Here is a 16,161-nt window from a genome sequence, read left to right on the forward strand (position 1 = left end):
GGTTTTGGTCGATTAGTTGTTTATCTCAATTCTAAAATTTTCACTCCCCAAGGGGCCAATTCCAATTCCTCATTTTCCGAAACCTTTGATCCGCTTAAAAGTTCCAATCCTGCACCGAATTGATTTTTGACCGACATGGCCTCTGGTGAATAGTTGAAAAGATATCTTATTTTCATACCATCGGAATTTGTCCCAGTTTTGGTAATTATTGGGTAATAAACGGATTGTTTGTCATTCCAAAGCCCTGCGTTCTGTAACGTATCCTTTAAAATAGCTTCCATTAATTCGGCAGACATCATACCGGCCACATAGGTTACGATGCCTTTTCCAAAATTATTTTGGGTTACCGCTGCATACTTGCCCCATTCAGGGTGATTGTAATAGGCTTTGACCTTCGCGGTTGTAGGCCTTACTAATTCCATCCAGGTATGAACGGTATTATTTTCTTCTCCAACCTGATAAGGATCATCCTTTAAACTTACATTATTGGGAATTACAAATTGACTGTACGCAATGCCGGCAGCTTCCCCTATAATACCTGGTTGAACAGAACTTCTTACTTTTACGTTTTCGTCGGAGAAGCCACTTTTGAAACTATAGACCACATGCCCTCCATTTTTCACATAATCGTTCAACTGCTCCAATAGAGCATCTGGGGCGGCATAAAGCGCAGGAACCACGATCATTTTGTATTTGGTAAAATCCTTAACCGAAGGGTCTATAAAATCCATTCCCACATTCATTCTATAGAGCGCATCGTAATAGGGTCTAAGAACATCATTATAATTCTCACTTGTGCCCCAGCCAAACTTAAAACCGTTAAATGCCGTAAGCGCTTCATTGCTAAAAAGCATGGCAACCTCATTCTCTATTTTTACATTGACCAATTTCTTGCCTATTTCCTTAAACTCGTTTCCAATGACACCGGCTTCTTCATAGGTGGGGTTGGGCTGAAAATCATGGCTTAACAATCCTTTCCAATAGGTCTCCGCGGAATTATGAATGGAATGCCAATGCCAGTAGGCCACCATATTGGCCCCAGAGGCTAAATGGCTATAAGCTTGTAAACGCAGTTGATTTTTATACGGTACCCATTGTGGAAATCCTTGTGCTTCAGTCTCGATCACAAAATAATTTTTACCTTTTTTCATAGAACGGGCCAAATCACCACCAAAAGAGATTTCCGTTCCCGTGAGATAATCTTGCGTTGGATGGTAAATATCAATTCCGGCAACATCTAAACTTTTTGCCGCAGCGAAATGGTCAACATCAGGTTGAATACCATATGAATAGCCTCGCCATTCCATATCAAAGTTTTGGGTTACAAATTGTTCCGGTTTTGAATATTCCTTTACAATTTCAGATTGCCAACTTAAATAATCAGTAACCAATTGTCGTTGAAATTTTGAAAATTCTGATGATAGGCTGGCATTAATAGTACCGTTCATCGAAGGAAATTCTTCCCAACTATTGATACGGTTGCTCCAATAATCCAAACCGAATTTTTTATTGATAGTCTCAAGTGTCCCAAATTTGTTTTTCATGTGAGCCACAAATTGTTCTTGCACATTGGCACCCGCTGAATTATAATGTTTGGTCTCATTGTCTATTTGGTACCCTATAATCGCTGGATGGTCCTTAACATGCTCCATTATTTTACGGATTACCCTTTCAGCATGAAATCGAAAGTCGGTATTTGTAATATCCATATTTTGGCGTGCTCCATATAGCCGCTGTCCTTGAGCCGTGGTAACCAATATTTCGGGATACTTCTTAACCAGCCAAGCGGGAACGGCATAGGTAGGTGTACCCACAATAACTTTTATACCCCCCTTGTGCATGGCGTCTAAAACCCGGTCAATATGATAAAAATTGAATTCATTATCTTGAGGTTCGACGGTACTCCAGGTAGATTCGGCGATTCTAACAAAGTTGATACCGGTCTCCTTCATCATTTCAATGTCCTTTTCAAGACGATCATATGGCATGTACTCGTCATAATAGGCCACACCAAAAAGTGGTTGCTCTAACTGTTGTGCCAGGGACAAACCGGAAATCAGAAATAAAGAAAGGACACAAAAATTTCTCCTTATAGCATTCAAAAAACGAAGCATAGGTTATTGGGATAAAAATTTAAATTCTTCAGTATATTTTTTTTGCATACGTATGTCACTGGTATCCAGAAGTAAAAGTTCACCTTCTATTGCTTGGAATGCATTCCATTGGGGTAATCCTTCTCCATTTGGATTTCCTGTTTTTGCGAAATTTACCCAATAAGCGGACATCTGATTTTCCAACGTTCGCTCTTCTGGTTTCCAGTCCCTATTCCATTGATTTAACGTATGGAGGGCAAAAGGGACTTCTGAAGTATGGAATGCACCATAGTTCGGAAATCCTGGCTTATCTGTAGGTACATGTTGAAATTCATACAGCCACGTTTTCTGAGAATTATACTGGGCCAGTTTATAGGCTGGCACCCCAGCAAACCCCAACAAAGTCAATTTTTCCTGTGCCTTTTGCGCCTCTTCATCCGATTTGGTAGGGAATAAGGAACGGAATATTTCATAACGACCGTTAAACCTTTCTTGGGTCATTTTTTGAAAACTTTCAACCGTAATATCTTGGGGAGTCAAAAAACCACCATCACCAGAGACCCAACCGGTAAGTACCGGTACTTGGTTGTGTTTGCCGTTCTTAAAATATGCATTGATATCCTTTGGAAGAAAATAGCCATCCGTAACTACGCCAAATCTTCCCACCTCGGGCATGTTGCTTAATTCTTGTAACTTATTGGCAGGAAGTTGTCTTAATGCTTTCAAATCTTGTGACGCTGCCAATTGCATCAACTTAACACCTTGTTTTTCAGCATCTGGGAGTTCTTGAAGTAACCTGCCTGAAAGAAGACCACCACTTTGGGCAATAGCTTTATGAAAATATCCTTGGGCGAGGGGAGAGGCAATTTGTGCGTTAACGCTGAAGGAACCGGCAGATTGCCCAGCGATGGTAACATTACTGGGATCACCGCCAAAGCTGGCAATATTTTCCTTGACCCATCTCAGGCCCTGTAATTGGTCCATAAAACCATAATTACCGGATGCATTGTGCCCCGATTCTTTACTTAGCTCAGGATGTGCCATAAACCCAAGTACACCAACACGGTAATTTAGGCTTACGAAAATAATACCCTGTTTGGCCATCTCCTCCCCATCATAGATATCGCAATTGGCAGAACCACTACTGAGACCACCCCCATAGATCCATGCCATTACGGGAAGTTTTTCATCCTTTTTTTTCGCCGGGGTCCATACATTTAGGTAGAGGCAATCTTCACTTATGGGTTCTGGTTTTGCTATGAATTCCTCTGTCCAGCAAAGAAATGGTTCTGGGGTGTTTTGAATAGGACTCGCGGCAAACTCCAAGCATTCTTTAACCCCTTGCCAAGGTTCCACGGGTTGTGGTTCTTTCCATCGGAACTCACCTACGGGTGGGGCAGCAAAGGGAATTCCTTTGAAAATACGGATAGTATCCTTTTCATAACCTTTGACCTGTCCATCTTGCGTGTTCACAATGGTTTGTGCCAATGTACCCATGGGTATGAGAATATATAGTAAGAGTAGCTTTTTCATATTATTCATGGTATCTATTTTTATAATTACTGTTTATTCATTTCGGCTTTAAAAAAATTGATCATCTGGGTATAGTAGGTATCGATCATCACACCAGGCCCATGACCTCCACCATCAACGATGATCAAATTAGAGGGTACCTTAGTATTGTGTAGCACTTTATAGAGCGCTTCACTTTGGCAATGGGGTACCAGTGGGTCTTTATTGCCATGTAGAATTAAAAAGGGCGGGTTGTCTTTATTCACATAGTTCATAGGATTGGCCAAGGCGGTTTTCTTTTTGTTTTTTTGGATAGGGCCTCCTATCAATGATGATTCGGGAGATTTAGGGTCGTCATGAACCATGCTACTACCACAACTATCCATGGTCAAAAAATCTGTTGGACCAAAGAAATCGACTACCGCATCAACATGGCTGCTTTCATCGGTGAAGTTTCCAAGGGTACCTTCTAGATCAATGGTCAATCCTTTAATTTCAGTATTTTTTATATGACTGGTTACACCGGCCATGGCCGATAAATGACCACCAGATGAAAAACCTGTTATGCCTATAAACTTTTCATCCAAGGAAAAGGTTTTGGCATTGCCCCGTATAAAACGTATGGCCGCTTTTACATCATGTATTTGAGCTGGCCATAGTGCATCTTTACTTGAACGATGATTGATACTTACCACCGCAAAACCATTTTGTAATAATGTTTGGCCAAAGTTGTCCTTGAAACAATTGGCTTTAGATGAGTTTGAGAAAAAAGCACTACCATAAATGGTTATTGCTACAGGATATGGAGCTTGACTGGTTTTTGGCAAGAAAATATCGAGTTTATGCCCAATAATGCCATCACCGACATAATCGATATCTATCCATGATTTTGAAGATTCAATGCCCATACTGGCATAGTCCTGGCGTGGTGATTGGGCCATAGCATTAATAGAAATAATCAACAAAAGAAAAAGTTTTTTCATACTACCCTTTAATTACATCCCTTGCTTAATTAATATTTTTCTGTTAACGAAATTGGTCCCTCGATGAGCTTATCTTTCCAAAGTACTTGTATGCCCTTTGGAATCTTCAAATACATCATATCGCCATCAATATCAATCGTAATATTTCCATAAGTGGTGGGTACACTGGCACTTGCCCATTTCAAACTACCTAAATTAGGTTTCAATGTAAATTTTTTCCATCCATCCTCTAATGGTTTTAACCCAAATATTTGGGATGGTAAAATTGCTGCCGGACCAGCACTCCATGCATGATTTAAACTTTTGGCATAGGGCCGGCCATAAAATGAATATTGTTCTGGATCATTTTGTTTTTCATCATAGGCTTCCCAAAATGACGTTGCACCTTTTGAGATCATGCCGCCCCAATACTTGGAAATTCTGTTCAAAGCATAGTCAATATTACCCATTTTTGCCAATGCCATCATTTCAAAACCGGCCATATAGGGAGTGCCAACTGGTCTTGTAGTATCATCTTCCAATAGCTTTTCTATACCTTTTGTTTTGTTCAATGGTGTTATACCGGTTACAACCGCTAGAAAATTTGGATGTCTTGTATAATCACCTATGGTGTTTCGGCCAGATAGCCAGACGTTCTTTTCTTCGTCCCAAGCTACTTTTTCAAGGTTGATTTTTAATTGTTCGGATGTACTTGTCCAATAGTTTGCCGTTTTCGCATCGCCCATTCTTTCTGCCAATTCAACGGCACTTTTTTGTGCCCACCACCACATAATCTGCAAAGCGGTCCACTTTTCTTGGTCTACCCAATCTATAAAGAGCCAATCATCTTTTTCAACATGTATAAAGCCATCTTCATCCGTTCTACTTTCTAATACTTTCAGGGTTTCTTCAATACGGGCCCATTCCTTTTTCAAATGATCTTCATCCCCATAGTAATGTTGAAACTGGTTCTGGGCAATTATCCACCAGACCGAATAATCTACAATACCGTTAATGTCCTTCTCTTTTATACCAGCCCTACCCAAGGCCACTAAGGAGCGCCTTACCAATTCAGCATCATAAAAAGTATATGAATTAACCAACATGCTCATGGCCATATCCCCTGTCCATGGTAAACGATCCCTTTTCATACCATCCAATAAAAAATCGTGCATGTTCAAACGTAATGTATAGGCACTGTTCATCCATATTTTGGTCAGTAAAGAATCTGAACAGGCAAAAGCACCTTGGTATTTGGCCGAATTAAATATTGCTTCGCAGGTTACCTTAACGGCTTCTGTATTGGGTACGTGTACATATCTAAAGGCTAAAGACACTTTACTTCGCCATTTGTTTTCTCCTATTTTTACCAATTCCTGTGTTTGTTCAATAACTGTATTGTCAATATCCAAAGCTTCGGTCTTAGATTCTCCAATCACCATTCTAGGTTTTTGACCGCTTTCAATATGTACATAGCCAAAAAGTTCCTTGCCAAAATCGAATAAACCATTAGATTTATCATCTGGCATTACCGTAATTGAGGATTCCTCTAAAGCATGGGGAGGGATATTTTCACTATTCATTGGAAAAGCAGTGACATGGGTCCAAATGGAATCAGTTGCTTTCCAACGCCAGTCTTTATTAGCAGTGTTTAAAGGCCCTTCAGCAATTCGTAGCGCAGGTATATCTTCTTTTGTGGTAATAGAAAAACGTATATTTTGAATAGTTTCGGTTAGGTTCCAAGAAAGGCTTTGATCTTCATTTGATTGCTTTATGGTGTCCACCATTTTCTCGTTTATGAAAATGGTTCCAAAACCATTGGTCCTAAATGTAACTTTGTCCAATGGTTTTGGTTCATCCAGTCTTATCATAAATTCTCCTGAATTGTACGGTTTATGATATATTCCCGGATAACCTACTTCTAGTTTGGCACTATCCTTTCTGGCCATGAGCAATTGTAATCTATACGCCTCAAGTTCCGCAGAACCATAAATCCAAGGGGTTTTATCTGAAAAGGTCTTTTTTGAAGGATAGTATTCTTGGCTATTATAGGAGGGGTCAATAATGGCAAAAGCTGATTTTTCATGAGCCTTACTTTGGCCATAACCAATACTAGAAATTCCAAAAAAGAACATTAGTAGCAATAAATTGAAAATTTTCATGAACATAGTATTATTTATGGATTAAAAATGATAAAGTTTGACTTTTAAGGTAGTTAATTTTTCTGCAGGAAGAACAACTTTAAGTTCATCACCATTCCATCGTTTGGTGGCTATGAAACGGTCATTTTCAAAATACCCTTCTTCGATGGATAAAAAACCTAAATGATCAAAATGGATGTTTTCCTTTAGCTCGAAACCAAACTTTACACCATATCCCAATATATAAAATTCGTTAGGTGCATCTTGTATGACCATGGCAGACCCTATGTTTTTGGGCAGTGGGCCAAAGGGTCCCGCGGGCATGGCCTCATCTTCACCATCCGCGGTGGCTGGCATGGGAAAGGCAGGTTTCCCGGCCTGTTCCAGGGATTTTCCAAAATCAATGCTAAAGCCCCCTACACGGGAACTTTTGGCCTTAAGTACATAATCGCCGATCGTAATTTGTTGTTCTTTTCGTAATGGATACAGGTAAACGCCCTTCATGCTTGGTTTTCCATAATGCTCCGTTACCAAACCCATCATACCAGAAAGCGCTTTGTTGGTGGCCTGTAACACTTTTACATTTTCTTGATCTTCAGAATGCAGACCGCGCTGGCCATCAATACCAAAAGGGGCAAATCCTATCGAATTATATTCGGCTATGGAATATATAGTGCCTGCGGGAACCATGAGCGATTCTGGAATGAAAAGCGTATTACCGCCAAGGGTATAATCGGAAAATAGTCTGTCATATTCCAAGGTATATACATTTGGCGAATAAAAATCCAATGCACTTCCCCCTGCACGGTAGGCATCTAAAACATGGGGATTTACAGTGCCATGGGGGTAAAACCCAGAAGGATTATAGAGCCAGCCGTTACAAAAAGCGGGCAAATTCAGAATCTGTTTGCCTTGTTCTGCGATATTGTTAACAAACTGGGAATAATGGAAAGCCATAAAAAGCTCTTCGGTGTAGTACTTGTGGTCGCCTTCTTCAACGGATTTTCCAAGAATTTCCTCCCAGGTGCCTTTGGTTTTGTACCCATTGGTTTTCCATGCCGTTTCCAGTGCTGGAAACAATTTACCCTTGTGCAGTTTTAAGTACGATACCATTTCTTTTGGCATTTCACTGTTCCATGCTTTTTTGCCGGCAGGGGAATAATCCCTATAATTTTCAAAGCAGCCCGGTTCGTTTTCTACTTGCATCATGATTACGGTATGGTCCTTGTCCGTCTCTTTTATGTGTTGCATTAGGGCGATATACGCTTTGGCATCCGCATTTCTGTTTTCCTCATAAAAGGGGGAGAGCATTTCTAAGGTACTACCATCCTCCAAGGTATAGCGTTGAAAGCGTTTTGGGTTGGTCTTTACCCATTCTGGCACGTAGGATGATGCCGTACTTTTCCAACTGCCAAACCAGACTAGTATTACTTTTAAGCCTTCTGAACGGGCTCCTTCAATGAGGGCATCGACCAAATCAAAATTATAGACCCCTTCTTTGGGTTCTACCATTTCCCAATAAGCATAGCCTAAAACAGTGTTTAGGTTTAGGGCCTTTAGGTCTTTGAAGGTTTGTTTAAGCTGTAAAGTGTCGGTACCTGATGAGTTATGGAGTTCGCCCCCTAAAATCAAAAAAGGTTTACCATCGACCAGCATCTTAGTTGCATTTTTATCCTTCTCTAAGCTGTGAAGCTGGGCATAACCTATAAAGGATAGCAATAACATTACGAATACATGGAGGTACATTTTCATTTGGTCATATCTTTAGGTTAATCTTTGAATAATAGAGGTGCTAGATCGTACAAGTTTCTTCGCCACGCTCTAAAAGTATGTCCGTAAGATCCGTTTTCATACTGGTAATGAATACCAAAAGTGTCAAACATTTCCATCATGTTAATGTTATTTTGATAGGCAATATCCACTTCACCGCCCATATAAATCTTGAAAGTCGTAAAGGTGTTGATGTTTTTATTGGCCATGATATCTGTATATTCTTTCTTGATTTCCGCAATGGTTGGAGGAAAATAGCCTGTACTCATGGGAAATACCTGACCAAAAACTTCAGGGTTCCAAAGAGCGAGATTTAGAGTCTGTACACCACCCATGGAAAGACCAGCTATTGCCCGGTCCTCTCGTTTTTTTGAAACGGCATAATTGCTTTCTACGAAGGGTATAATATCGTTCAAGAAATCTTGACAAAAAGGATCTTGTTGTGGCCCTGCACCCATAAAGAATCCTTCCACAGGTGTATGGCCCGAAGGCATCACTACAATCATAGGTGATAATTTACCTTTAGCATATAAATTATCGAGGATTACATTGGCACGACCGGCCGTGTTCCATGAAGCATCGTTATCACCACCACCATGCAAGAGGTAAAGAACAGGTAGCTTATCCTTTTTATTCCTTTGGTCATATCCTGGCGGTAGATATATATGTAGCCTTCTTAAGGCCCCATCAAGACTTTTTGAGGTATACCAAACTTTTTCCACTTTACCATGGGGCACATTTTTTACGGTTTGAAAGTCATTTTCCTGTCCTTCGACTTCGAAAAGATTTGAAAACCCATCTCGGCTTTCTTTGAATTGATTGTTTTTTGGGTCAAGGGTCTTTATGCCATCTACCGTAAAATCATAGGTATACAGGTCTGGTTCTGCCTTTGTGGAAGCAGTGGCCGACCATACACCGCTAAAATCCTTTTCAAGTTGAAGACCCGGAAACCCTCCGGAAAAATCGCCTGTAACTTTTACCTCCTGTGCCATCGGTGCGTATATGTTAAATGTAAGATGGCCTTGTTTATTCCTAAGAACAGATTGTAAGGTGTCATTGGGGGTAGGGATTCTCTGAAAGGGTGTGTTGGGTGCTTTTGGAGCCTCCATAAAGCCATGCATTTTAAGCCAATCACCATATTTTTCGTACCATAAATCCGTTGTGATATTTTGTTTTCGCATTCCGAATCCGTGTCCACCTTGTTCATAGATATGCAGTTCCGCCGGTTGTTTGGCCGCATGCCATTTTTTATAGATGTTGATGCTAAAAGGCATCATTCCCAATTGATCATCACCGGCCACGGCCACAAAAATTGGTGTCACTTCTGCAGGGATTTGGGAACCGATTATGGCAGGTTCATAGGCATAAATGGGAGCCACAAAATTAGGTCGGTTGGTTTCGTCCGCATTATAGACTACGGACATGGTCAATGTACCACCGGCAGAGAACCCCATAAAACCAATTTTAGCAGGGTCAATATTAAATTTATCCGCATTGTCACGAACATATTTTACAGCGGTTAAACCATCTGCCATGGCAAGGGGAACAATAGGTTCGTTTTCTTTATCCAGGGCCTCAAAATCGCCCATCTTTTGCATAAGTTCCGTAACGGGATCTTCTGCATAACTTCTGGCAACCCTATATTTTAAAACGAATGCAGCTATTCCCTTACTGTTTAGCCAACGCGCCACATCGCGACCTTCATTGTTAATACTTAAGGTGTGAAAGGCACCACCTGGTGCAATGACAACTGCAGTACCATTGGCCGCGGCCTTTGGTGGTAGGTATGCGATGATTGAAGGGTCTACCACATTATAGACTACTTCTGTATTGAAGGGGTTGTTGGTACTTATCGCTTCGCTCCATGTCCAATCTTCGGATCCAGGGGCCTTGCCTTCGTATAACTTAAGTTCCTCTTGACAAAAAACGCCCTGAATTGCAAAGGATAGGGTAAGGGCTAGGACAACATGTTTCATTTTAGCTATTTTAAAGGTTAATGGTAATAGTATTGTCTCAATTTGTTACAATAATATATTCAATTTTTGAGATTTGATTGGTTTTCCAATCTAATTTTTATTTTTTCATACTTAAAAACTTAATATTTTAGGATTTATAACAAATATTTTCAAAATTCATTAATAATTACCAACACGTAATACGTAATCCCCAAGTATTAAAAATTAAAACACCGATGATTATTTACCATCGGTGTTTTGGAAAATGACTAACTCAAAATTAAAACTTGTAAGTAGCTGTCAGGAACAAGGATCTTGGCATACTCCCTTGGGAAGAGAATGGCGCTGTTGGGTTAGCCGCTACAAAATCTGGTGTAACCCCATCTCTATCCAAAGCAGCGGGGAATCCTCCCGTACCAAACCATCCTAAAATACCATACGTGTCAAATACATTGTTTAGATTGGCTTGTAAACTAAATTTTTGGCTAAAATCATATCCAAGGGTTAAATCTACCGTGGTAAATGCGGGCATTTGCCATGCGTTTTGATTATTAGCCTGTCTTTCTCCCATATAACTAATGTTTAGGGCGCCAAATAATTTATCGCCACTGTACATGGGGTTAATGTTAAACATTAAGTTGGGGGTATTTTCGGTATCATTGCCAGAGAGATCAAGAAGTACATCATCTGCAGGACCATCCGCACCACCAATCCAACTTGTAAACTTGGTCACTTCTGAAGATTGTACCGTAGCCCCAGCCTTTAAAATCATTTTATCGGTAAAAGCATAGGAACCATCTAACTCTATACCTTTTGTTTTATAAGTGTTAAACTGTATCGGGGCAATGTAGTTGGTGCCATCTGTGTCGTTAAAAGCTTGACTTACAGGTACATTGCTTAGAACACTATAAAATGGCGTAATGAACAATTTAGCTTTGGCAGAACTAAGTTTGTAACCAGCCTCTATTTGTTCTACCGTCTGTGCCGAAGACGGGGTATTGTCTATTAAAAATTGTGATGTTTGATTTGTGTAAAAAGTTAAATCTGGGGCTTTTTTACCATTAGAATACCTAACATATAAAGCTTGGTTGTCGTTTAATTTATAATTTAAACCTGTTGAAAAAGAAGCAGTTTTCACGGTTTGGTCTATATGTAAGTTTGGTCCTTCGGTACCACCAAAGTTATCATACAAAGTTAATGGGTCGTTATCCCTACCCGCAGATTCCTCATTAGGTATGGCTTGACTGTTGTACCCATCAAAATTGATAGACTCATGCCTTAATCCCACATCTAAATTCAACTTTTCATTTACCTTCCACTCCCATGCTAAAAACCATGAAATCTGTTCTTTGGTGAATGAAGAAATATTTGTTCCAGCACGACCAACATCCATTATTCCGTTTGGATCTGTAACTGCGTAAGTATTACCATCAAGGCCAGCGAGGGAAATATCTACAAGATGAGGTTGATCTTGCATTGTACCGACAGCGATACCATGATCTTGACCTATTCCTATATTTTCTTGATCTGATTTTGCATAAAAGGCACCAGCCACAAAATTCATATTTTCAAACTTTTTTGAGAATGTGAAATTGTCCATAAACTCGTTTGTTTTGACAGATGCACTACCGAACAATGGCAAAAAGAACAATGAATTCTCTTGTACATTGGCCCCAGGAAAATTGTTATTCGTGCCTGGAGTAAAACTTAGCGGTGGACCAAAAGGAACTGTTGGGTCAAAGGCCTGGGTTGTAGTGCCCAAAACCTGACCTGTTACCCTATCCGTAAAAGTATAGGTCCCTTGTTTGAATAATAAATGGGGTATGGCGTAAAACAAAAAGCCATCAGTGGCAAAAGGAGTTACCACAGCAGGAATATTGGAGGCATTTTGCATCTTTTGGTACCGTGCATCATTGGTTATTTTAAACCCGTTGCCCAAATCTTGCTCCCAATTGATTCCAAAGGACTGCTGTTTATTGTGCAATTTGTCCTCAGAGTTGAAATTGAAACTATCGTTATCATTTATAGGAATATCTAATGACAAACTTGGGAGATAATAGGAATCTGATGAAGAATACCCATCTATTATGCTTGGGTCAGACCAATTAGAAGTTGGTGTAAACTCTCCTAAAGCATTTTTGTCGTTTAATACTTTAGCATATATCTTAACTTTCCCTGAATTATAATTTTTCACCAAATTGGCCCTGAACTGTCCACCATTGTTCATGGGGTAACCCGGATATCTAGCACCATCTGAGCGTCTATAAAAACCACTTAAATTATAGGTCCATGTTCCTAATTTATCTAGAGGACCGCCTACGTTAAAATCAGTTCTGTAATAAGGGTTTTTAAGATTTCCTTCTAAACCAAATTTAGCCCTTACCTCACCCGTAAATTCACTTCCCCCTTCTCTTGAAACATAGTTAAAAATTCCACCTGGTGCATTGGCACCTAAAATAGACGCTGTTCCTCCTCTTACTGCCTCAACCTTGGCAGTACCTATATCCGCTCGCAAAAAGCCATCGACATTCGAGTTTAAGTTGGTTACGGGCAAACCATCTTCTTGCAAGGATACATAATAATACCCATTGGCATTATCATTGGATCCTGCAGAAATACCTCTAGAGTAAACCGTATTCCAAACTTCACCTCTTGCTTGGTTCACATAAATTCCTGGCATGTTCTTTAATAGATCTGCAGAACTGGTTGGCGCCAATCTTGCTATTTCTTTTGCGCCAATTGATGATATGGCCACTGATGACTCCATTCGGGTTCTTTTATCAAAAACACCCGTTACGATAACTTCGTCCAATTGCTGGTTGTCTACCGCCATTCGAGCATTTATTGTACTACTTCCATTGATGGGTACTTCCTGCCTTGAATACCCAATATAGGTAAAAACCAAGAGGTCATCTGATGATGCCGATATGGAGTAGTTACCGTCAAAATCAGTGGTAGTTCCGTTTGTCGTTCCCTTTACCAAAACGGTTACTCCAGGAAGCGGTTGCCCAGTCTCAGCATCGGTAATAGTACCGACAATGGAGGTTTGTTGAGCAAATGAAGTCATGTTCATTATTAAACAAAAAACCAATGTAAAGATGTACTTGTTTGTTTTCATATTGTCACTATTCTGGGTTGATAAATTGATAATTATTCAATAAATAATCGATTAATTACGATTGCGGTAGAAAATGATCATTCAAAAATCAGATTTAATGATCCGATTTGTGAATCAAAAAACATACAATACTATTCTAAATCAATTTTTTTGCGAATATTGCTTGGGGGTCATTCCAGTTTGCTTCCTAAAAAAACGCGCAAAATTACTTGGCGTTTGGTTACAGAGTTTTACTGCAATTTCTGAAACATTTAAATTGGAGTGTTTGATCAAGGTTTTAGCTTCTAAAATCAGCATTTCCTTCAGCAGTTCTTGTGCGGTTTTATCAGTTGCTGTTTTTACGCATTTATTGAGGTAGTTTGGGGTCACGTTGAGCATATCTGCATAATCAGCAATTTGTTGATGGTCGTAAATATGCTCTGTTAGTGCCTGCTTGAATTTTTTGGTAATTAGGAAATAGGAGTTTTTACCTTTATTGGGGGCGCTAGGTATATCAGATTTTAGTTCTTCAAAAAGGGTCAATAGATAAAGGGAAACCAAGCTCTCATTATAAGTTTCCGTTTTTCTATAGAGATAAAACAATCGCTCAAGTAGAGCTGCTATATTTTTTTGCGATTCAGGGTTTAAAGGGATAACAGGACTCGATTGAAACTGAAAAAAACTATAGTGTTCACTTAAATATTTATTAGGGAGATTATTGAAAATATGTTCATCAAAATGGCAGTAAAACCCCTCTGCGTCCTCACTAATCATTTTATGTTCGGTAATCTGATATGCGGGTAGAATAAAAATGGAAGGAGCTGTAATTTCATAACTATCCAATCCTTTGCTTCTAATGGATTTGCCTTTGGAAAGGTAAAAGAAGTCATGGAATGTCTTACGATGGGGGAGTACTTGGAACTTTGACTTATCACTTATATCCTCCAATTTATTTATGTGATAGTTTTTATGTTTGGTGTTGGAAACGATAGGTAACCAACTAATGGAACGTTTGTGAAATCTTGAGATTTCATCAATTGTCAAGGTTGGTATATGTGTTTCTTTGCCCAATTGTGTTAATTGATATTTACCAATATTAAATAAGCTATATACTCTTTGATTTAATCTAAGATTGCGACTGCCCTAGTCCAACCAGCACTTCCCCCTTTAATTTTTGCGGGAAAGCAGGAAACTTTAAATCCAAAAGGAGGCAGTTGATCTAGATTTGCCAATTTTTCTATTTGGCAATATTCCTTTTCAATCCCAACATAATGTGCTTCCCATATAATTCCCGGTCTAGGATTTTTTCTATATTCAGCAGCTTGCAGGTGTAATGGAATATCCCAACCCCAACCATCGGTACCCATAACTTTTATCCCTTGGTCTATAAGCCAATGGGTGGCCTTTGCGGAAGCACCTACATGGATTTTTACAAAATCGTCATCATGGATCCTTTTGTAGGCATCACAACGTATCAAAACAATATCAAAGGGTTTTAGTGTATAATTGATAGCTGCCAATTTTTCAATCAAATCCTCAGGTTCGAACATATAACCATCTGGCTTATCCGTGAAATCTAAAACCACCCCATCATGGAAAAACCAATCCAAAGGCATTTCATCTATTGTTCTAGACGGTTTGCCCTCACAGGTTGGAAAGTAGTGGTAAGGGGCATCTACATGGGTGCCACAATGACTCGTTACACTCAAGAATTCACCAGCGGGCCCATTCCCATCAATAAAAACATCGGTAAGGCCTTCAAAAAGTTTACCGCCCATTTTTTTGGCTCCCTCTTTATGGTCCTCATAAACAATGGTTGTGGGCAATGGTTCTTTTATTTCTTCTGAAATGGTAACGGATAGGTCTATTATTTTCATAGTACAATTTTAAAATTTATAAAAGTCTTCCACCATCTACGGTTATGATATTTCCGGTGGAAAAGGTGAGTTGTGAAGCAAGGGAGTATACGGCGTTTGCAACATCTGTTCCCAAGGCAAATTTTCCTAAAGGGGTTTTGTCTTTTTGGGTTTTAAGGAATTCGGGGTCCATATTTGCGGTATATTCCCCTTCAACAAAACCGGGCGAAACGGATACTATCCTAATTTTTGGCGCCAATGCCCTTGCCAAGGAACGCGTCATAGAGTCCAAAGCAGCCTTAGAGGCACAATAGGCAACATTACTGCCGATGCCAAAGATTCCGGCAATGGAAGATATATTGACAATCAAGGCCGTTTCTTCCGATGATTTTTGGAGCAGGTCCTTAAATGTCCTGACCATAGCAAAAGATCCCCTAAAATTGGTCTGCATAATTTTGTCAATCCATTCATCTGTGAGACCGTTAAGATCGTGGTGAGGAACAGGCGTAGTGATTCCGGCATTGTTCACAAGCACATCTAACCGATCATAGTGTTTTAAAAAATCGGCTTTTAAGTGCTTTATAGCTTCTGCATCCGTTGTAGGTGCCTTAAAGGCCCTATGGTTGCCCTTAGGTAGCAACGCTATAATTTTATTGGCCCTTTCAGAATTGGAATGGTATGTAATGACCACATCATACCCATTTTCGGCAAATTTTTTGCTAATTGCCGATCCAATTTCGCCAGATCCGCCCGTGATCAATACCGTTTTGCCCAT

Annotated in this window: 10 protein-coding genes; all 10 read right to left on the reverse strand. The window is 39.8% G+C overall.

What is annotated here, in order from left to right:
- Window positions 1-20: 20 nt before the first annotated feature.
- Window positions 21-2,114 (reverse strand): beta-galactosidase, encoded by a 2,094-nt coding sequence (locus ACOCEA_RS13525; RefSeq protein ID WP_420756785.1) that lies wholly within the window; start codon window positions 2,112-2,114, stop codon window positions 21-23.
- A 3-nt stretch (window positions 2,115-2,117) separates the two neighbouring features.
- Window positions 2,118-3,635: a carboxylesterase/lipase family protein gene (locus tag ACOCEA_RS13530; RefSeq protein ID WP_420756786.1), complete on the reverse strand. Its 1,518-nt coding sequence runs from the start codon at window positions 3,633-3,635 to the stop codon at window positions 2,118-2,120.
- 17 nt (window positions 3,636-3,652) lie between these two features.
- Complete coding sequence (locus tag ACOCEA_RS13535) at window positions 3,653-4,588, reverse strand: prolyl oligopeptidase family serine peptidase (RefSeq protein ID WP_420756787.1); 936 nt, start codon at window positions 4,586-4,588, stop codon at window positions 3,653-3,655.
- Between the two features lie 29 nt (window positions 4,589-4,617).
- Window positions 4,618-6,729: an alpha-L-rhamnosidase-related protein gene (locus tag ACOCEA_RS13540; RefSeq protein ID WP_420756788.1), complete on the reverse strand. Its 2,112-nt coding sequence runs from the start codon at window positions 6,727-6,729 to the stop codon at window positions 4,618-4,620.
- A 21-nt stretch (window positions 6,730-6,750) separates the two neighbouring features.
- Complete coding sequence (locus ACOCEA_RS13545; protein ID WP_420756789.1) at window positions 6,751-8,460, reverse strand: GH35 family beta-galactosidase; 1,710 nt, start codon at window positions 8,458-8,460, stop codon at window positions 6,751-6,753.
- Between the two features lie 17 nt (window positions 8,461-8,477).
- Window positions 8,478-10,454, reverse strand: coding sequence for an alpha/beta hydrolase-fold protein (locus ACOCEA_RS13550; protein ID WP_420756790.1), 1,977 nt, complete (start codon window positions 10,452-10,454; stop codon window positions 8,478-8,480).
- A gap of 259 nt (window positions 10,455-10,713) precedes the next feature.
- A complete protein-coding gene (locus tag ACOCEA_RS13555) occupies window positions 10,714-13,551 on the reverse strand; it encodes a TonB-dependent receptor (RefSeq protein WP_420756791.1) in 2,838 nt (945 codons plus the stop codon).
- 141 nt (window positions 13,552-13,692) lie between these two features.
- Entirely contained in the window at window positions 13,693-14,601 is a 909-nt protein-coding gene (locus ACOCEA_RS13560; protein ID WP_420756792.1) for a helix-turn-helix domain-containing protein, read from the reverse strand.
- Between the two features lie 50 nt (window positions 14,602-14,651).
- Window positions 14,652-15,407 carry a cyclase family protein gene (locus ACOCEA_RS13565; RefSeq protein WP_420756793.1) on the reverse strand — a complete coding sequence of 252 codons (756 nt, stop codon included), beginning with the start codon at window positions 15,405-15,407 and terminating at the stop codon, window positions 14,652-14,654.
- Between the two features lie 16 nt (window positions 15,408-15,423).
- Window positions 15,424-16,161 carry an SDR family NAD(P)-dependent oxidoreductase gene (locus ACOCEA_RS13570; protein ID WP_420756794.1) on the reverse strand — a complete coding sequence of 246 codons (738 nt, stop codon included), beginning with the start codon at window positions 16,159-16,161 and terminating at the stop codon, window positions 15,424-15,426.

The sequence above is a fragment of the Maribacter luteocoastalis genome, assembly GCF_048890225.1.
Lineage (GTDB): Bacteria > Bacteroidota > Bacteroidia > Flavobacteriales > Flavobacteriaceae > Maribacter > Maribacter luteocoastalis.